Raw genomic sequence first — 17,903 nt, 5'->3', positions numbered from 1 at the left:
GATTCACGAAAGTCCCACCTCTGCTGCCGGTTATAGGGTCGTCGCGACGCGATTCAAGGCGTCACTCAGCAATCCGGCCGTTGCCTGTACCACCGGAATCACCCGCTCGTAAGCCATCCGGGTCGGCCCGATCACCCCGACGGCACCCAGCACCCGGCCCTGTGCGCCATAACTGGCAGTCACCACGCTGCAGCCATCCAGCGCCGCAAACCCCGACTCCTCGCCGATGAACAGGCGCACACCGGGGGCCTTGGCGCATACCTCCATCAGCTGCAGCAATTCGTTCTTCTGCTGGAACGCGTCGAACAGCTCCCGCAACCGCTGCAGGTCGGCCAGCTCGGAATACGCCATCAGGTTGGTCTGGCCGCTGACCAGCATGTCGGCAGCATTGGCCTGGGGCGCGAAAGAGGCCGTGGCAAGCTCCATGGTGCTGGCCAGCAGCCGATTGAGCTCGCTGCCGGTCTCACGTATTTCCGCCAGCAGATGAGCGCGGATGTCGTCAACGCGCAGGCCGGCGAAGTGGCTGTTGAGGTAGTTTGCGGCCTGCTCCAGATCGCGGGAGGCCAAGGGCTTGGCCAGTTGCACGATGCGGTTCTGCACCTGATTGTCGGTGAACACCAGGATCACCAGCACGCGCGCGTCCGGCAATGCGACAAAGTCGATGTGGCGCAATGGAAAATCGGCCTGGCGTGGCAGCGTGACCACACCGGCAAACCGGGTCATCGCCGACAGCAATGTCGACACGTTGCCGAGCAGATCGCGGGTTGTGGTCGGGCCCGGTGGCAACTCGCTTTGCAGGCGCGCCATTTCCGCCCGTGGCAATGGTTGCAGCTCGATCAGGCTGTCCACGAACAGTCGCAGACCGCGCGGCGTCGGTACCCGGCCCGCCGAGGTATGTGGCGAGGCAACCAGACCGGCATCTTCGAGGTCTGCCATGATGTTGCGGATGGTGGCCGGGCTCACGTCCAACCCGGACGAGCGCGACAGCGTACGCGAGCCGACCGGCTCGCCGTCGACCAGATACTGGGCAATCAGCGTACGCAGCAGGCGTCGCGCGCGGGCATCGAGATCGTGGCCGTGTGGATTGATCATGCTTGTAGCAGTTCCTGAGACACAACAGAAATAAGGTCTGCGCGCGCCGCTTGCAAGCACAAGCGGTGTTTGGCAGCCAGGGCAGTCAGGCCAATGTGCCCCGCTCCGTGATCCGGACGTGGGGCACGGCACCGCCTGCCTCGGACTGCCGGCCCCGGCAGGCTCCCGTTACAATTCATCCACCCCATTGCTGATCTGCCCATGCTTACTTCGCTATTCGTCCGCCATTTTGCTGTAGTCGAGGCCGCCGAGGTGGCTTTCGGTCCAGGCCTGACCGTGGTCAGCGGCGAGACCGGCGCCGGCAAATCACTGCTGGTCGACGCATTGATGCTGCTGGCCGGAGCGCGCGCCGACAGCAGCATGGTACGTGCGGGCAACGACCGCGCCGAACTCGCCGCCGAGTTCGACCTGAGCGACCTGCATGAAGCGCAGGAGTGGTTGCGCCGGGAGGAGCTGGACGACGAAGGCAGCTGCCAGCTACGCCGCGTGCTGCGTGCCGAAGGCAGCTCCAAGGCCTGGATCAACGGCCGACCGGCCAATGCGCGCCAGCTCGGCGAGCTGGCCGCCCTGCTGGTCGAGATCCACGGTCAGCACGAACATCAGGCGCTGCTGTCCCGATCGCATCAGCTGACCTTGCTGGATGCCTACGCCGGCCACGACGAATGGTTGGCGCAAACACGGCTGCAGGCCCGGCAATGGCGTGAACTGGATCAGCGCATCAGCAAGCTCACCGGTGGCGAGAACCGCGAGCAACGCATCGAACTGTTGCGCCACGAGTTGAGCGAACTGGAGAGATGGGCCCTCCCCCCCGCCGAGCTGGCCGAACTCGAGGCCAGCCACAAACGCCTGGCCAACGCCGATCGTCTGGCCGAAGGCAGCGCCGGCATCGTCGAACTGCTGGATGGTGAAGGCGAGTTCGCCCTGCGGCGCAGCGTGGTCCGCGCCCAGGCGGAACTGGGCAAACTCGCAAGCCTGGACGACAAACTGGCCCCCTGGCTGGAGTTGCTCGACAACGCCAGCATCCAGCTGGCCGAAGCTGCCGACGGCCTGGGACGTTATGCCCAGGATGTCGATATCGACCCCGCTCGCTATGCCGATGTCGATCAACACCTGAGCCAGCTTCATGCCCTGTCACGCCGCTATCGGATGCCCGTGGAGGAACTGCACGACAAGCTGGCAGTGCTGCGCGACGAACTCACCGAACTCGAAGGTGCCGGCGATGCCCTGGAGCACCTGGCCCTCCAGCGCGAAAAGCTGCGTGTCGAGTACGCCAGCACGGCGGCCCTGCTGAGCCAATCCCGCACGGAAGCAGCCCGCAGGCTGGGCCAAGAGGTCACTCTGCTGATGGGGGAGCTGGGCATGACCGGCGGTGTGCTGCAGGTCGAGCTGGAACCGGTGGACGGCGACGAGCCGGACGCGCAGGGCCAGGAGCGCTGCGAGTTGCTGGTCAGCGCGAATCCCGGGCAGCCGCCCCGGCCACTGCGCAAGGTCGCGTCGGGCGGCGAGCTGGCCCGCATCAGCCTCGCCATCGAAGTGGCCACCCTCGGCAAGGACTCGATCGGCACCATGATCTTCGACGAGGTCGACAGTGGCATCGGTGGTGCGGTGGCCGAAGTGGTCGGACAGAAATTACGCACCCTGGGCGCCGAACGCCAGGTGCTGTGCGTGACGCATTTGCCACAGGTGGCGGCACAGGGTCACGCCCACCTGCGAGTGAGCAAATTCAGCGAAGGCGGGGCTACCCGCACCCGGATCGATCAGCTCGATGCCGCCGGCCGCCGCGATGAGCTGGCGCGTATGCTGGGCGGCGTGGAAATCACCAAGGAAACACGGGCGCACGCCAAACAGATGCTGCAACGTGCGCAGGTCGACTGACCGGTCAGGCTGACGGCGACAACAGGCCTCGTTCCGTCGCCACCCGGTACAGATCCAGCTCGGACCCGGCGCCCAGCTTGCCCATCAGACTGGCCCGGTGGATGTAGACGGTCTTCTGCCCGATTCCCAGTTCTGCAGCAACCTGCTTCGGTGTGCGTCCGCCGGCGAGCAACAGGAACACCTCGCGCTCGCGCGCCGTCAGGCGGTTGACCGGATCGAGCGCCGCGTTGGGCTGCTCGGCACGGCGCTGGCGCAAGTCCGAGCTGAGGAAACACTCACCCTGCATCACCGCACGCAGCCCCGCCACCAGCTCCTCCGGTGCCACGCCCTTGGTGACATAACCACTGGCGCCCCGACGCAGCGCCTCGGAAACATACGGATCGCCGTCATGCATGCTCAACACCACCACGCGGGTCTGCTCGTGGACGCTGCGCAGATGCTCGATCAGGGGCAGACCGCTGCCATCGGGCAATGACAGATCGAGCGCCACCAGATCAGGACGCCAGTGCCCCACCGCCTCCACCGCATCGTCTGCGCAGCGGCACTCGGCCACCACATCCAGATCCGGTTCCAATTCGATCAGGCGCTTGAAGCCTTCACGAACGATGGCATGGTCATCGACCAAAACGATGCTGTACATCGCCTTACTTTGCCACACGAACGTCGGCCTTGGGCGATTGAAATCCCGCGCGCGACCAAACTCCAGCGCAGATCACCGGCGCAGTCACCGCATGTACCATCGGCGCATGCGCTCGAAGTCTCTCCTGCTACCCAACTCCGGCCCCATCCTCGGCGCCGGCTACCTGGTGCTGTGGTTGTTGCTGCAGACCACCGCCCAACCTTTCTGGATGCTTCCCTACGGCCTGCGATTCGTCGCGCTGCTGCTGGCGCCAACGCGCTACTGGGGCTGGTTGATCGGCGCCGAGCTGCTGGCCGTGGTAACGATCGACCTGGGCCAGGGACTGCCCCTCGGCTGGACCGGTCTTGCGCTGAATGCCTTGCCGGGAATGATCGTGATGGTGGCCTGCATGTGGCTGCTGCGCAGGCTCCATCTGCATCCGAGTCTGCACAGCCCGCAGGAAGTCACCCGGCTGCTGCTGTCCGTGGTGATGGTGGTCACGGCCACCACGGCGGCCGATGCCACCATGCTTGCGTTGACCCAGGCGCCGGAGTCATCGGACCTGATGATCCGCACCGTGGCCGAGGAGCTGCTCAGCCACTATCTGGCGATACTGCTCGTTGCACCCGTGTTGATCATGGTGTTCCGCACCCGGTTGGAGCGGTCGACATGGATCCGGTTGCTGACGGATGGCGTGCTGGTCATGGTGCCATCCATGACGATTCTGCTGATCCTCAGCGAGCGTGCCGCTCCGCAACCGCAGTTTGCCCGCGTGCTGTCGCTGGCCCCCGTGCTGTTCTTCGCGTTCCGCCACGGATGGCGCGGTGCCAGCCTGGCCATGCTTATCACCAGCCTGGGCATGACCCTCGTGGATCGACACCTGGGGCATACGCCATCCACCGCTTCCGCCTACCTGTTCCTCGCCGTGGCCGGCACGGGCGCGCTGATGCTGGGTTCGGCCACTGACGCCTTGCGCAGCAGCAGCGCGCGGGTCGCAGAACAGAATGTCTACCTCGGCGCAGTCAATCGCCGATTGGATCAGTTGGCCCATCAACTGCGCGACGCTGCCCGCGGCAACCTGCAGGCTGAAGAGAGCGAGCGCCGCCATCTGGCGGCCGAACTGCATGACGAACTGGGTCAGAACATCACCGCCATCCAGACCCACGTGAAGCTGGCCCAGGCGCGCCTGCGCGAGGCCGGCATGGAGGACGTCAGCACGTCCATCAACACCATACTCGGACACATGCGACGCGCCTTGCATCGTCTGCTGGATGACCTGCGCCCGGCCGTACTGGACGAGTTCGGCCTGCTGCGCGCACTCGATGAAGGCCCCATTCGCGATCTGCTGACCAGTGCCGGCATGCGCTTCCATACAGAGCTGCGCGGCGACCCCCGGCGCCTTGACGACGACACCCGGACCGCCATCTACCGACTGGTGCAGGAAAGCGCCACCAACACGGTCAAGCATGCGCACGCCAGCGAATTCAGGCTGCGCCTGCGCATCGGCGAACGCAACGGCATTGCGTTGGCCCTGCTCGATATTCGCGACGACGGCACCGGCCTGCCCAACCGGCTTCCGCGCGGTGGGCGCGGGCTGCAGGGCATGCGCGACCGGGTGACTTCACTGGGTGGCCAGTTCCGGCTGCGTCCGGATCATCCGGGCGTACACCTGCGTATCTTGCTGCGCAGCAACAAACAAAACTAGGAATTTTTCTGATACCGGAAACGTGAAGGCATCGTTAGGATATTGTCTATTGATGTGGGGGAGCCGCCATCGCAGGATGGCGGATCAGGGTCACCGTGGGGACGGTGGTTCTGAAAAACGGCAGGATGCCGTTTCGCCGCCACCTGGCGACGGGCCCGGAAACGCGCGAGCAATTGCGCAGGCGGGCCGAGTCGGGTGGCGGAGCAGCCGCAAGGTGGACAGGAGTCCACGTTGCGGCTTTTTTTTGTGTCCGCGATTCCACCGCGAAGCCGTGGCGCCGGGGCGCGGCTGCAGTCGATCAGCCTTTGGTCGGCCTACGCTTGGGGCGCACGTAGAGCACCAGACTGTGGTCCTCGATCACGTAGCCGTGCTTGGCGGCAATTTCATGCTGCAATCGCTCGATTTCCTCGCTGACGAACTCGATGACCTTGCCGCTGTCTACATCAATCATGTGATCGTGGTGCTTGCCACGATCAAGTTCATAGACCGCCTGACCACCCTCGAAATTGTGCTTGACGATGATGCCCGCCGCCTCGAACTGGGTAAGTACCCGATATACCGTCGCCAGCCCGATGTCTTCCTGGTGCGCCAGCAGTTTCTTGTACACATCCTCGGCGGTCAGGTGATGCACACCCTCTTCGTCGAAGATCTGCAGGATGCGCATGCGCGGGTGGGTCACCTTGAGGCCGACGCGGCGCAGCTCTCTGGTTTCCTGTTCCATAACCCATCTCCATACACGGGGATACCGAGGCGGTAGTGTATCATCCGACACCTTTACGACCCTGGACGCAACACGCATGCAAAAGCTGATCACCCTGCTGGTAATCGCCATGCTGGCGCTTTCCATTGCCGGCTGCCATATCGCCTACACGCCGGACGTGCAGCAAGGCAATCTGCTCGACAAGAAGATGGTCGATCAGCTCAAGCCGGGCATGACCAAGCACCAGATCCTGGTCCTGATGGGCACACCGTCCGTCAGCACGCCGTTCGATCACAGTCGCTGGGATTACGTATCCACCCAGTCCCGGCGCGGTGGCCCGGTCAAGGTACGCACGTTCACGCTAACCTTCAACAACGACACACTGGTTCGTACCGAAGGAGATTTTTTCTCGAAGGACGACCAGCAGTTGATCAAGGAAAGCAAGAAATACAACGTCAGTTACCCGGTCAACGAGACGCGCGGGGACAAGAGCGAGTCGCCGAAAGACAAGGACGATGGTGGTTTCGGGCAGGAACCTCCCGGGAGCGGACACTGACTGAGGCAGCAACGCATCCCCTTCGCTTGCGACCGGCGTCGCGCGTGCTTCAACGAGTGCGTCGACGCCGTGCGTCCTTCGGATCCTGCACCAACGCCCGATAGATCTCGACCCGGTCGCCATCACGCAACAGCTGGTTTGCGGTGACCTTGCGGCCGAAGATGCCCAGCCGGGCCGAGTCGATGGCGCCTGCCGACAACACCGGCGCCATCCCGCTGGCCTCTATCGCCTGCATGACCGAGCTGCCCGCAGGCAGGTCGACTCTTCGCCGCTCGACCTGCATGGCTGCATCGACGTGGATCACCTCGACCGCAATGGTGGGCTCAGCCATAAACCCGCTCGGCCTCGCGACAGAAGTCGTCGACCATGCGCCCGGCCAATCCCTGGAAACCCAGTTTCAGGGCGCCGCCTCCGAGTCTTCCCGCATAGTCGAAATCGAGGGCAAACGCGACCTTGCAACCGGCATCACCCAGGGCAATGAAATCCCAGACGCCCTCCAGACTGCGAAACGGGCCTTCGACCAGGTTCATCTGCAAGCGGCGCGGCGGGTCGACCACGTTGCGCGTGGTGAAGCTCTGGCGGAAGCCGGCAAACTTGAGATCCAGGCGCGCGACCAGCGCGTCGTCATGGCGCTCAAGCACGTCGGCTCCCACACACCAGGCGAAGCGCTTTGGGTATGCTTCAACCTCATTGACCAGGTCGAACATTTGCTCAGGCGAATATTTCACCAGTGCGCTGCGACGAATTTCGATCACGGCAACCCTCAATCGCATGGGCATTCATCCTTGAATGCAAAGATCAAAAGGCATCCACGCAAGGATGCACTCTTCACAATCGCCGGCCCTGACGGGCTGGCAGGCCAGGCGGCTGCTCAGTGCCGCGAAGTTTAACGGACATGGCAAAAGCGAAGGACAAAGACAACAAAGGCAGCGGCACCATCGCGCTCAACAAGCGCGCTCGCTTCGAATACCACATCGACCAGCGCTTCGAGGCCGGCGTGGCCCTGCAGGGCTGGGAGCTGAAGGCGCTGCGTGCAGGGCGGATCAACTTCGGCGACAGTTACGCGGTCGTTCTGAAGAACGAAATTTTCCTGATCGGCTGTTCGATACCCCCGCTGATCAGCGCCTCCACCCACGTCATCACCGAGGACCGGCGTACCCGCAAGCTGCTGCTTCATCGCAAGGAGATCGACCAGTTGGTCGGCGCGGTCGAGCGCAAGGGTTACACCCTGGTGCCTACCGCCATGTACTGGAAGGGCAACAAGGTCAAGGTCGAAATCGGCCTGGCCCGCGGCAAGCAGGAGCACGACAAGCGGGACGCCGAAAAACAGCGCGACTGGCAGATCGAGAAGCAGCGCACCATGCGCTCGCACAACCGGGCGTCCTGACTGCCACCCTGGAGTGAAAGGGCCCCGCGCGGAGAAGGCCCTTTCAGCATTTCATCCAGGCACGCTCAGGCGAACGGATCGTCCAGCACGATGGTGTCGTCCCGATCCGCGCCGGTCGCCACCAACGCCAGCCGACAACCCGAGAGTTCCTCCACGGCACGCAGATAGGCACGGGCCGCAGGCGGCAGCTTGGTCCAGTCGCGGATACCGGCGGTGGACTCCTGCCAACCCGGAAATTCGAGGTAGACCGGCTGGCACTCGTCCCAGCCATCCGCGTCCAGCGGCGCCAGCTCGCGGCGCTTGCCACGGTATTCGTAGGCGATGCAGACCTTGATGGTGTCCAGCCCGTCAAGAACGTCAAGCTTGGTGATCGCCAGCCCGTTGATGCCGTTGATCTGGGTGGCGCGCTTGAGCGCCACCAGATCGATCCAGCCGCAGCGACGCGGCCGGCCGGTGCTGGCACCGAACTCGTTGCCCTTCTTGCGCAGCAGCTCACCCATGTCGTCGTGCAGTTCGGTCGGGAACGGGCCGCTGCCCACGCGCGTCGCGTAGGCCTTGCAGATGCCCAGCACGTAATCGATATCCTGCGCACCCACGCCGGTACCAGCCAGCGCGCCACCGATCGTCGTGTTGCTCGAGGTGACGTAGGGATAGGTACCGTGGTCGATGTCGAGCAATGCACCCTGCGCACCTTCGTACAGGATGTTGCCGCCTTCCTTGCGCAGGTCGTGCAGGATGGTGGCGACATCGTCGACCAGCGGTCGGATGTACTCGCCCCAGGCCAGCGCGTCCTTCAGAACCGTGTCGTAGTCGACCGGCTCGGCTTTCAGCCACTGGGTGAGAATGAAGTTGTGGTAGTCGACGGCGGTTTTCAGCAGAGCCGGCAGCTCATGCGGATACATGAGATCGGCCACGCGGATCGAGCGGCGCGCCACCTTGTCCTCATATGCTGGGCCGATGCCGCGCCCGGTGGTGCCGATGGCCTTGCCACCGGCGGCGATTTCGCGCGCTTTGTCGACCGCGATGTGATACGGCATGATCAATGGCGTCGCCGGGCTGATCTTGACCCGTGAGCGCACCTCGACGCCATTGGACTCAAGTTCGGCGATTTCCTTGATCAGCGCCTCCGGCGAAAGCACCACGCCGTTGCCGATCAGGCACAGCGCGTCGTCGCGAAGAATGCCCGAGGGGATCAGGTGCAGTACGGTCTTCTTGCCCTTGATCACCAGCGTATGGCCGGCATTGTGGCCACCCTGGAAACGCGCCACCGCACTGACCCGCTCGGTCAGCAGATCGACGATCTTGCCCTTGCCTTCGTCGCCCCACTGCGCACCCAGAATGACTACCGACTTGCCCATGATCTTCTCGCTCGACATCTGCATTGGTAATGACTCCTGCTGGGAGCCGGGAGACGGGCGCCCCCGATCAGAGGGAGCGCGGCCGTGAATGCTGCTCACTATGGCGGCCCGATTTCCACTACTTCGGACCTATTTTTTCGGCGCAGGATCGCCGAAGTAGTGCAGGAACGGGGAATCCGGCTTGAGTATCAGCACACCCTTGCCGTCTTCCATCGACGCCCGATAGGCGGCCAGGCTGCGGTAGAAGGCGTAGAACTCCGGGTCCTGGTTGTAGGAGTGCGCGTAGATCTGAGCGGCCTTTGCATCGCCCTCGCCTTTCACCTTGGCCGCATCGCGGTTGGCATCCGCCTTCAGCACCTGTGCCTGGCGATCGGCATCGGCCTTGATCTTGGCAGCCGATTCCTGGCCGGTATAGCGAAGCTCGTTGGCCAGCTGCAGTCGTTCCGCGCGCATCCGCTTGTAGACCGACTCACTGACCTCGTTGGGCAAATCGATGCGCTTGATTCGCACGTCGACCACGGCGATGCCCAGGTTCTTGCGCGCCGACGCATCGGTCTGGGCCCGCACACGCTCGGTGATGTCCTTGCGTCCGCCGGAAATCAGGTCGGGCAAGGTGCGCGCGTTGAACTCGAAACGCAATGCGTCTTTCACGATCGGGGTCAGCCGCTGCGCAGCCTGAAGGCGATCGCCGCCAGTAGCGCGGTAATACTTGGCGTTGTCGACAATGCGCCACTTGACGTAAAAGTCGACGTTGACGCTCTTCTTCTCCGAGGTGAAGTAGCGCTCCGGTGGTGCATCCAGCGACAGAATGCGCTTGTCGAAATGAATCACCTGCTGGATCACCGGCAGCTTGAAGTGCAGTCCCGGCTGATAGTCGGTCTGCACGATGCGGCCGAACTGCAGCACCAACGCACTATGGCCTTCACTGACCACGAACATGCTGCTCAAACCGAGCATGATCACCACGAACGCGACAACGGCGGCAACGATCCTCTTCATCATTGCGCTCCCTTGTCATTGGCACTGCTGGCGGACGATGGCGCCGAGACGACGGCGCCCATCTGACCAGAGGACCCCGTGGAGGTGGTCGATCCTTGAGTCGAAGGCAAATTGATGATGTTGCGGCCGCTGGAATCGTCGACCACCTTGGTGTTGTGGGCCATCACCTGCTCCATGGTTTCCAGCCACAACCGCTTGCGCGTCACCGCTGGCGCCGCCTTGTACTGGGCCAGCATCAAGTCGAAGCGCGCCGTGTCGCCCTCTGCACGCGCGATCCGCTCGGCCTGGTAACCAGCAGCCTCGGCCGCGATGCGGGACGCTTCGCCGCGCGCGACCGGAACGACCTTGCTGGAGTACGCCAACGCCGCGTTCTCGATGCTCTGCTTGTCCTCGCGGGCGTTGTTGACGTCGTCGAACGCATCCTTCACCTCATCCGGCGGTGCCACGTTCTGGAAGCTGACTTCAGTCACCCGCAGCCCCGAGTCGTAGCTGTCCATGGTTCTCTGCAGAGCCTCCTGCGCCCTGGTCACCAGGTTGGCGCCAGCGGCGGACAACACCTGATCCATGTCGCTGCCACCGATCACGCCGCGCACGGCGGCTTCGGCCGCGGCACTGATGGTGCCGTCCGGATCGGTCAGCGAAAACAGGTACTTGCGCGAATCGTCCACCTGGTACTGCACGGTGAAGTCGATCGTGATGATGTTCTCGTCACGGGTCAGCATGGCCACCTTGTCGTTGACCGAGCGGATCCGCGTGGCCTCGACCTTGGTGACCGATTCGATCGGCTGCGGCAGCTTCAGGTGAAAGCCGGGTGGCAAGGTTCGCGAATACTGCCCGAAACGCAATACCACGCCTTGCTGGCGCGCGCCGACAATGGTGTAGCTGCTGAACAGCAGGCCGACCACGATCAGGACGAGGATTCCGGTCAGGATGCCGCCTGGCCCCTGGCCAAATTTGCCGCCACGGTTCTTCAGCTTCGCCAGCAGGTCGTCCAACGCCGATTTGCCGGTCGGGCGCTTGCGGTTCCACGGATCATTCTGCCCGCTCTTTCCGGGTTCATTCCATGCCACGAGTCAGTCTCCTTGGAGCCGTCGGGAGGCCGGCAACGACGGCCGGAACTTGCATTGAGCCATCCGGGTGAACCCCGGCCGGCAACGTAACCCGCCACGCAGCATCGCGCAGCGCGCAAACAGGTGGGATTCTATCAGAGTCGACTGGCAACGTCCGGCGGAAACGGCCTCAACCGACCTCATCGAGCAGCCCCCGCAACAGCTGTGCTTCGGCCAGGTTGCCGCCACTGAGTGGAGCGATCACGCTGCGCGGCGCGTCGATATCCAGTTGCCAGCCGTATTCGTCGACCGTCTCGCCAGTGATGGCGCCGGCAGCCTTCAGCCGGGCATGCAGGCGCCCCGCCGACAGCGGCAAACGCAGTGCGGATTGCACCCGTTCTCCGCCCAGCAGCTCGCCCAGCGCCTGCCGCAGCAGGTCGAGACCGGCGCCAGTAGCGGCGGACAGCCACACCCGGAACGGCTTGCCGCTGCCATCCCGCTCGATTCGCGGTTCCGTGCCGGCGAGGTCGATCTTGTTCATCACGTTCAACTGGGGCACGTCGCCGGCATCGATTTCTTCAAGCACCGTGTCGACCACCTGATGCAACCGCTCCCGTTCCTCGTCGGCGGCATCGCTGACGTGCAACAACAGGTCGGCGTCACGCGCCTCGGCCAGGGTGGCGCGGAAGGCGGCCACCAGGTCGTGCGGCAGCTCGCGGATGAAGCCGACCGTATCGGCAATCACGGCCGGGCCGCAGCTGAGGTCATCCAGCTTGCGCACGGTGGGATCGAGCGTGGCAAACAGCTGGTCGGCAGCATAGACGTCACCGGTCGTCAGCGCATTGAACAGCGTCGACTTGCCGGCGTTGGTGTAACCGACCAGGGCCACCCGCGGCACCGTGTTGCGCAGCCGCGCACGGCGCTGCTGGCCGCGCTGGACCTGGACCTTTTCAAGCCGCCGGGTGAGCTGCTTGACGCGCTCGCCCAGCAGTCGACGGTCAGTCTCCAACTGGGTCTCACCCGGGCCACGGTTGCCGATGGCACCACCGCGCTGCGTGTCCAGATGGGTCCAGCCGCGCACCAGGCGGGTGGCCAGATGCTTGAGCTGGGCCAGCTCCACTTCCAGCTTGCCTTCATGCGAGCGGGCACGCTGGGCGAAGATGTCGAGGATCAAGCCGGCACGGTCGACCACACGCACCCCCAGGTGCTTCTCGAGGTTGCGCTCCTGCACCGGAGTCAACAGATGGTCGACCAGCACCAGGTCGGCCTCCAGCGCGCGGGCCGCCTCGGCGACTTCGTTGGCCTTGCCGCTGCCGATGTAATAGCGGGGGTTGGGATCCTCGACGCGGGCGCTGACAGCCCCCAGCACTTCGGCACCGGCCGACTTCACCAGCTCGGTGAACTCCTCGGTCCGTCGCGCCACGTCGCCGGCGCCGCGCGAATGCGGCAGGACCAGGAGCGCGCGATCGCCTTTCTTCTGTCGGTCAAACACGAGTGGACGTGATCCTTCAGGAACAAACCAACGTCATGCGGGCAGACCGTCGCGGAATCAAGCGCTTTCGTGGGCCGCGACAGCGTCGTCCGACTGCTGGTCATGGCTTTCATGGCCGTCGTGGCCATTGCCGATGCGCACGTTGCGGCTCGGCACCACGGTGGAAATGGCGTGCTTGTAGACCATCTGGCTGACCTGGTTGCGCAGCAACACCACAAACTGGTCGAACGACTCCACCGTACCTTGCAACTTGATGCCGTTGACCAGATAGATCGCTACCGGCACGCGCTCACGCCGCAACGCATTCAAGAACGGATCCTGCAACGATTGCCCCTTGGACATTTCTTGTTCTCCCCTTGCCACGAACAGACCGGAGAAAAAACGCCTGCGGCGCCCCGGTCCAACATGACTGGATGTTAACCGCTTTCAAATGCTTGATGAAAGAACATTTTCTCGCCGGACAAGTGCGCTGGGTCACGCTGGGGGCGCCACGTCGACCGATCCATTCAGAAACAGCCGAACGGCGGTGGCGACGTGCTCAACCAAGGCCGGCTGATCGGGCTCGAACATCCGGGCACCATGATCACTGCGCAACCAGGTGATCTGCCGCTTGGCAAGCTGGCGGGTGGCAAAAATGGCGCGCTCGCGAAATTCCCCGGCATCGAGCAGGCCATCCAGGTGCTCCCAGGCCTGCCGGTAACCGACCGCACGGATCGCCGGCAGCTCGGCGTGAAGATCGCCTCGCACTCGAAGCGCACGCACCTCGTCGAGAAAACCTTCGTGCAGCATGGCATCGAACCGTCGCGCGATGCGTTCATGCAGCCGCTGCCGCTCGGCGGGAAGCAGCGCCAGTTTGAGCACTCGCCACGGAAAGCGTCCCGGCGAGCCGCGACGCTGCAATTCGGACAGTGGCCGACCGGTCAACTCGAACACCTCGAGCGCCCGCTGCAGCCGCTGCGTATCATTGCTGGCGATGCGGCCGGCAGCCACCGGATCGATGCGGGCCAGACGCTCATGCATGGCTGACCAACCCACGTGTTGCGCTTCGGCGCCCAGCCGGGCCCGCGTCGCCGGATCCGCTTCGGGCAAGTCGGACAGCCCCTGCTGCAAGGCGCGGAAATAAAGCCCGGTACCGCCGACCAGCAACGGCACCCTGTCCCGCTGGCTGATCTCGCGCATCACCGACCGTGCATCGACCGAAAAATCAGCCGCCGAATACGGCTCGGCCGGATCACGGATATCGACCAGAGCGTGCGGATGGCGCGCCAAGGTCTCCGGGTCCGGCTTCGCCGTGCCGATGTCCATGCCGCGATAGACCAGCGCCGAATCGACGCTGACCAGGTCCAGCGGGAAACGGTCGCTCAGTTCGCACGCCAGCGCCGTCTTGCCCGATGCAGTCGGGCCCATCAGGAAGATGGCGAGCGGGCGGGTATCGATGGGCATCCGCGCAGTGTAACGGCGTACCGATTCGGTTGGAGCGCACCCTGTGCGCGACACCTCTTCATGATCCAGAGCATCGCGCCCAGGGTGCGCACCTGCAAAACACGCGCAGCACAAACTGCCGACTCAGGTGGCCGGCACGCCCATTTCCTTGAGCAGGTTGTCGGCGTGATCGAGGTGGTGCATCACCCACAGCATGTAGCGCACATCGACCTGGATCGAGCGGTTGAGCTCGGGGTTGAACAGCCAGTCGCCACTGACGGATTCCCAGTTGCCGTCAAAGGCGAGACCGACCAGTTGACCGTTGGCATCCATCGCCGGCGAGCCAGAGTTGCCGCCGGTGATGTCCAGGTCGGCCAGGAAATCGACCGGCAGCGTGCCCTGTTTCGGTGAGGCGTAGCCATCGAAGGCGTTCGCCTTGATCGCGGCGATCTCGGCGTCGGGTGCGTTGAATGGCCATACGCCGGTGTTCTTCTCGACAATCCCCTGCACGGTGGTGAACGGTGCGTAGCTCACGCCGTCGCGTGGCGCCACCCCCTGCACGTTGCCGAAGGTGACCCGCAGCGAGCCGTTCGCGTCCGGATAGACCGGCAGCTTCTGCGAATCCTTCCAGGCGATCATCGCCTGCATGTAGCGCGGGCGCAGTTTGCTCAACTCGCCATCCCGCGCGTCAGACTCGTCGCTCAGCTGCTTCAGCTGCGGCTGCACCGCACGGGCCAGCTTGAGCATGCTGTCGCTGCTGGCTTGGATCGCCTTGCTGTCGGCGTTGAACCACTTGAGGCGCTGATCGACCCCATCCAGCTTGCTTCCCGCATACAGGGCGGCCACCTTCGCCTTCAGCTGCGACTCGGTTTTCGCGCCGGCCAGCCAGGCGTCCAGCGCGGGCAAACGCTGCGCCTGCGGCAGCGCCACGTAGCGCGTGAGGCCATAGACCATCAGTTGCTGGTCGACCTTCGGATCGAAGCGCCGATCCATCTGCCTGAGGCCGCCCTCGATGCGTACCCAGTCCCGCTGCTGATAGCCGGCATCGCGATCCAGGTCGGCCTTCGGACGCTCCTTGGCCAGATGGGTCAGGCGCACTGCCGTACTGAACATCGAGGCGCGATTGACCAGGCCGATCGCCAGGTTGCGCTCGCGATTGGCCTCATTGGCGGCAATCTGCTGGCGCAACTTGCCGATGTCGGCCGCCAGCGCAGCGTTCTCGGCACCGCCTTGCTGCTTCAACCATGCTTCCAGACTCGCCTCCTGCGCGCGCTTGACCTTGACCGCGTCGGCACGATGCAGACCTTCCAGCTGACCACCGAAATTCTTCAGGTAGTTGTTCAGGCTGGCGACCATGCTGGCGTACTTCACCGCTACCGCGGGATCGGCCTTGCCCGCGGTGTTGATGATGTTGAGCGTGTCTTCGTAAACCTTGATCTGGGTGGGGTACGTCCAGTCGATCGCGCCCTGCACTTCTTCGGCAAGTCGGTAACGATTGGTACGGCCCGGATAGCCGACCACCATCACGTAATCGCCGTTTTCCACGCCTTTCGGATTGACCTTGAGTACGTGCTTCGGCTGGTACGGGACATTGTCTTTGGAGAATGGCGCCGACTTGCCGTCCTTCGATACATAGGCTCGCAAGTAGCCGAAATCACCGGTGTGGCGCGGCCACATCCAGTTGTCGACATCACCACCAAACTTGCCGATGGAATTGGCCGGCGCATAGACAAGCCGCACGTCCTTGATCTCCAGCTGTTTGATCAAATGGTAGCTGTAGCCACCATGGAACGAGTAGACGTCGCACCGATAGCCGTCGCTCTCGCAGCCCTGCACCTGTTCCTTGATCGCCATCTCGATCGCCTTGTAGCGATCGGCGCCGCTCATCGAGTCATTGAGCTTCGCGGTGATGTCTGGCGTGACGTCGCGGATTTCCTCGGTGACAAAGACCCGCGCAGACGGCCCGGCCGACAGTTCATCAGCCTTGGTCTTCGCCAGAAAGCCCTTTTCGATCAGGTTGTTTTCCGGCGTGGAGTTCAACTGCAAGGCACCGTAGACGCAGTGATGGTTGCTGACCACCAGACCCTCGGGCGAAACAAATGACGCCGTGCAGCCGCCCAGGCTGACGATCGCACCCATCGGATAGGCGGTGAGATCCGTCAACGACTTCGGATCGAGCTTCAGGCCATGCTGCTGCAACGTGGCAGCGATACCCGGGAGCTGGGCGGGCTGCCACATGCCTTCGACGGCATGGGCGGACGAGATGAAACTGACGGATACGGCGGCGGCGAGCAATAAACGACGCAAGATGTTCTCCTGTGGGGCACCCGTCTCACCAGAGCGGGCGGAACGAAAACGCAATAACTTACGACTTATGCCCCACCCGAGCCGCAAAAGGCATATGCCGCAAGTCATGCCCGGACTGGTCGTTCAGGTACGCCATTCTGAGGGCAGTGTCCCACGCCCGCGCAGTCCTGATCAGCGCTGCCAACCGCGCCTTCGCCGGAAAGCTCGCGGTAGCACCCTATAATGGACGTTTCTCCTACCCCGTTCGCGGGGCAACCGATGGACGCTCCCATGCCGCAGACAATGAAAGCCCTGGTCAAGCGCAAGCCCGAAGTGGGCATCTGGATGGAAGAAGTACCGCTACCGCAGGTCGGTCCCAACGAGGTGCTGATCAAGATCGAGAAGACGGCGATCTGCGGCACCGACCTGCACATCTACAAGTGGGACGAGTGGAGCCAGCGCACGATCACTCCCGGCCTCACCATTGGGCATGAATTCGTCGGTCGTGTCGTCGAGATCGGCCCGGGCGTGACCGGCTACAAGGTCGGTGACCGCGTATCCGCCGAAGGCCACATCGTTTGCGGCCATTGTCGCAACTGCCGCGCCGGTCGCCAGCATCTGTGCCCCAATACCGTCGGCATCGGCGTGAACCGCAATGGCGCGTTCGCCGAGTACATGAGCATGCCGGCGTCGAACCTGTGGCCGATCCCCGACCAGATTCCGTCCGAACTGGCGGCATTCTTCGACCCCTACGGCAATGCCGCGCATTGCGCGCTGGAATTCGACCTGATCGGCGAGGACGTGCTGATCACCGGCGCAGGTCCCATCGGCATCATCGCCGCAGGCATCGCCAAGCACGTGGGCGCACGCAACGTGGTGGTCACCGACGTCAACGATTTTCGTCTCAAGCTGGCCGCCGACATGGGCGCCACCCGGGTCGTCAACGTCACCAACCAGTCAATCAAGGACGTGATGAAGGACTTGCACATGGAAGGCTTCGATGTCGGCCTGGAAATGAGCGGCAACCCGCGCGCCTTCAACGACATGCTCGAATGCATGTACCACGGCGGCAAAGTGGCGATGCTCGGCATCATGCCCAGGGGCGCCGGTATCGACTGGGACCGGGTGATCTTCAAGGGTCTCACCCTGCAAGGCATCTACGGCCGGCGCATGTACGAAACCTGGTACAAGATGACCCAGATGGTGCTGACCGGTTTTCCGCTGCAGAAAGTCCTCACCCACCAGATCCATATCGACGACTTCCAGAAGGGCTTTGACCTGATGGATGTCGGCCACTGCGGCAAAGTCGTCTGCAGTTGGCACTGAAGTGCCGGGATTCGGGATTGGGGATCCGGGATTCGAA

Annotated in this window: 17 protein-coding genes; 5 read left to right on the top strand and 12 right to left on the bottom strand. The window is 63.7% G+C overall.

Annotated elements, in window-relative coordinates:
• Positions 1 to 30: 30 nt before the first annotated feature.
• Positions 31 to 1,092, bottom strand: coding sequence for a heat-inducible transcriptional repressor HrcA (hrcA, locus tag AC0L58_RS07275; protein WP_473688111.1), 1,062 nt, complete (start codon positions 1,090 to 1,092; stop codon positions 31 to 33).
• A 201-nt stretch (positions 1,093 to 1,293) separates the two neighbouring features.
• Between hrcA and recN the strand changes: the two genes are divergently transcribed.
• Entirely contained in the window at positions 1,294 to 2,967 is a 1,674-nt protein-coding gene (gene recN / locus AC0L58_RS07270; protein WP_473688109.1) for a DNA repair protein RecN, read from the top strand.
• 4 nt (positions 2,968 to 2,971) lie between these two features.
• Here the strand turns inward: recN and AC0L58_RS07265 are convergent, their stop codons facing one another.
• Positions 2,972 to 3,607 carry a response regulator gene (locus tag AC0L58_RS07265; RefSeq protein ID WP_473688107.1) on the bottom strand — a complete coding sequence of 212 codons (636 nt, stop codon included), beginning with the start codon at positions 3,605 to 3,607 and terminating at the stop codon, positions 2,972 to 2,974.
• A 106-nt stretch (positions 3,608 to 3,713) separates the two neighbouring features.
• On the opposite strand from AC0L58_RS07265, the gene AC0L58_RS07260 reads away from it, so the two are divergent.
• A complete protein-coding gene (locus tag AC0L58_RS07260) occupies positions 3,714 to 5,291 on the top strand; it encodes an MASE1 domain-containing sensor histidine kinase (RefSeq protein ID WP_473688630.1) in 1,578 nt (525 codons plus the stop codon).
• Positions 5,292 to 5,589: 298 nt separating this feature from the next.
• Here AC0L58_RS07260 and fur read toward each other — a convergent pair whose 3' ends face one another.
• Positions 5,590 to 6,012: a ferric iron uptake transcriptional regulator gene (gene fur / locus AC0L58_RS07255; RefSeq protein WP_473688105.1), complete on the bottom strand. Its 423-nt coding sequence runs from the start codon at positions 6,010 to 6,012 to the stop codon at positions 5,590 to 5,592.
• A gap of 76 nt (positions 6,013 to 6,088) precedes the next feature.
• Here fur and AC0L58_RS07250 point away from each other — a divergent pair, with 76 nt between their 5' ends.
• Positions 6,089 to 6,547: an outer membrane protein assembly factor BamE gene (locus AC0L58_RS07250; RefSeq protein WP_473688103.1), complete on the top strand. Its 459-nt coding sequence runs from the start codon at positions 6,089 to 6,091 to the stop codon at positions 6,545 to 6,547.
• Between the two features lie 49 nt (positions 6,548 to 6,596).
• Here AC0L58_RS07250 and AC0L58_RS07245 read toward each other — a convergent pair whose 3' ends face one another.
• Positions 6,597 to 6,878 (bottom strand): RnfH family protein, encoded by a 282-nt coding sequence (locus tag AC0L58_RS07245; RefSeq protein ID WP_473688101.1) that lies wholly within the window; start codon positions 6,876 to 6,878, stop codon positions 6,597 to 6,599.
• Positions 6,871 to 7,302 (bottom strand): type II toxin-antitoxin system RatA family toxin, encoded by a 432-nt coding sequence (locus AC0L58_RS07240; protein ID WP_473688628.1) that lies wholly within the window; start codon positions 7,300 to 7,302, stop codon positions 6,871 to 6,873. Before AC0L58_RS07240 ends, AC0L58_RS07245 begins: the two co-directional genes overlap by 8 nt.
• A 140-nt stretch (positions 7,303 to 7,442) precedes the next feature.
• Here AC0L58_RS07240 and smpB point away from each other — a divergent pair, with 140 nt between their 5' ends.
• Complete coding sequence (gene smpB / locus AC0L58_RS07235; RefSeq protein WP_473688099.1) at positions 7,443 to 7,934, top strand: SsrA-binding protein SmpB; 492 nt, start codon at positions 7,443 to 7,445, stop codon at positions 7,932 to 7,934.
• Between the two features lie 65 nt (positions 7,935 to 7,999).
• Here smpB and AC0L58_RS07230 read toward each other — a convergent pair whose 3' ends face one another.
• From AC0L58_RS07230 to AC0L58_RS07200, 7 genes are all read right to left on the bottom strand, one after another.
• Entirely contained in the window at positions 8,000 to 9,292 is a 1,293-nt protein-coding gene (locus AC0L58_RS07230) for an adenylosuccinate synthase (protein ID WP_473688626.1), read from the bottom strand.
• Between the two features lie 129 nt (positions 9,293 to 9,421).
• Entirely contained in the window at positions 9,422 to 10,291 is an 870-nt protein-coding gene (gene hflC / locus AC0L58_RS07225; protein ID WP_473688097.1) for a protease modulator HflC, read from the bottom strand.
• Complete coding sequence (hflK, locus tag AC0L58_RS07220) at positions 10,291 to 11,361, bottom strand: FtsH protease activity modulator HflK (RefSeq protein WP_473688094.1); 1,071 nt, start codon at positions 11,359 to 11,361, stop codon at positions 10,291 to 10,293. Before hflK ends, hflC begins: the two co-directional genes overlap by 1 nt.
• Positions 11,362 to 11,530: 169 nt before the next feature.
• Complete coding sequence (hflX, locus tag AC0L58_RS07215; protein ID WP_473688092.1) at positions 11,531 to 12,832, bottom strand: ribosome rescue GTPase HflX; 1,302 nt, start codon at positions 12,830 to 12,832, stop codon at positions 11,531 to 11,533.
• 57 nt (positions 12,833 to 12,889) lie between these two features.
• A complete protein-coding gene (gene hfq, locus AC0L58_RS07210; RefSeq protein WP_473688090.1) occupies positions 12,890 to 13,174 on the bottom strand; it encodes an RNA chaperone Hfq in 285 nt (94 codons plus the stop codon).
• 132 nt (positions 13,175 to 13,306) lie between these two features.
• Positions 13,307 to 14,275 carry a tRNA (adenosine(37)-N6)-dimethylallyltransferase MiaA gene (gene miaA, locus AC0L58_RS07205; protein WP_473688088.1) on the bottom strand — a complete coding sequence of 323 codons (969 nt, stop codon included), beginning with the start codon at positions 14,273 to 14,275 and terminating at the stop codon, positions 13,307 to 13,309.
• A gap of 123 nt (positions 14,276 to 14,398) precedes the next feature.
• Positions 14,399 to 16,561, bottom strand: a complete 2,163-nt coding sequence (locus AC0L58_RS07200; protein WP_473688086.1) for a S46 family peptidase — start codon at positions 16,559 to 16,561, stop codon at positions 14,399 to 14,401.
• Positions 16,562 to 16,831: 270 nt separating this feature from the next.
• Here AC0L58_RS07200 and tdh point away from each other — a divergent pair, with 270 nt between their 5' ends.
• Positions 16,832 to 17,866, top strand: a complete 1,035-nt coding sequence (tdh, locus tag AC0L58_RS07195; protein ID WP_473688084.1) for an L-threonine 3-dehydrogenase — start codon at positions 16,832 to 16,834, stop codon at positions 17,864 to 17,866.
• Positions 17,867 to 17,903 lie beyond the last annotated feature (37 nt).

The sequence above is a fragment of the Rhodanobacter sp. G2-10 genome (assembly GCF_055809185.1).
The sequence above is the reverse complement of the archived record's forward strand: the minus strand, read 5'-3'. Positions and strand labels throughout refer to the sequence as shown.

Bases quoted from the DNA above. Each gene is read 5' to 3' on its own strand.
- hrcA (WP_473688111.1), bottom strand. From the start codon at position 1,092: ATGATCAATCCACACGGCCACGATCTCGATGCCCGCGCGCGACGCCTG.
- recN (WP_473688109.1), top strand. From the start codon at position 1,294: ATGCTTACTTCGCTATTCGTCCGCCATTTTGCTGTAGTCGAGGCCGCC.
- AC0L58_RS07265 (WP_473688107.1), bottom strand. From the start codon at position 3,607: ATGTACAGCATCGTTTTGGTCGATGACCATGCCATCGTTCGTGAAGGC.
- AC0L58_RS07260 (WP_473688630.1), top strand. From the start codon at position 3,714: ATGCGCTCGAAGTCTCTCCTGCTACCCAACTCCGGCCCCATCCTCGGC.
- fur (WP_473688105.1), bottom strand. From the start codon at position 6,012: ATGGAACAGGAAACCAGAGAGCTGCGCCGCGTCGGCCTCAAGGTGACC.
- AC0L58_RS07250 (WP_473688103.1), top strand. From the start codon at position 6,089: ATGCAAAAGCTGATCACCCTGCTGGTAATCGCCATGCTGGCGCTTTCC.
- AC0L58_RS07245 (WP_473688101.1), bottom strand. From the start codon at position 6,878: ATGGCTGAGCCCACCATTGCGGTCGAGGTGATCCACGTCGATGCAGCC.
- smpB (WP_473688099.1), top strand. From the start codon at position 7,443: ATGGCAAAAGCGAAGGACAAAGACAACAAAGGCAGCGGCACCATCGCG.
- AC0L58_RS07230 (WP_473688626.1), bottom strand. From the start codon at position 9,292: ATGGGCAAGTCGGTAGTCATTCTGGGTGCGCAGTGGGGCGACGAAGGC.
- hflC (WP_473688097.1), bottom strand. From the start codon at position 10,291: ATGAAGAGGATCGTTGCCGCCGTTGTCGCGTTCGTGGTGATCATGCTC.
- hfq (WP_473688090.1), bottom strand. From the start codon at position 13,174: ATGTCCAAGGGGCAATCGTTGCAGGATCCGTTCTTGAATGCGTTGCGG.
- miaA (WP_473688088.1), bottom strand. From the start codon at position 14,275: ATGCCCATCGATACCCGCCCGCTCGCCATCTTCCTGATGGGCCCGACT.
- tdh (WP_473688084.1), top strand. From the start codon at position 16,832: ATGCCGCAGACAATGAAAGCCCTGGTCAAGCGCAAGCCCGAAGTGGGC.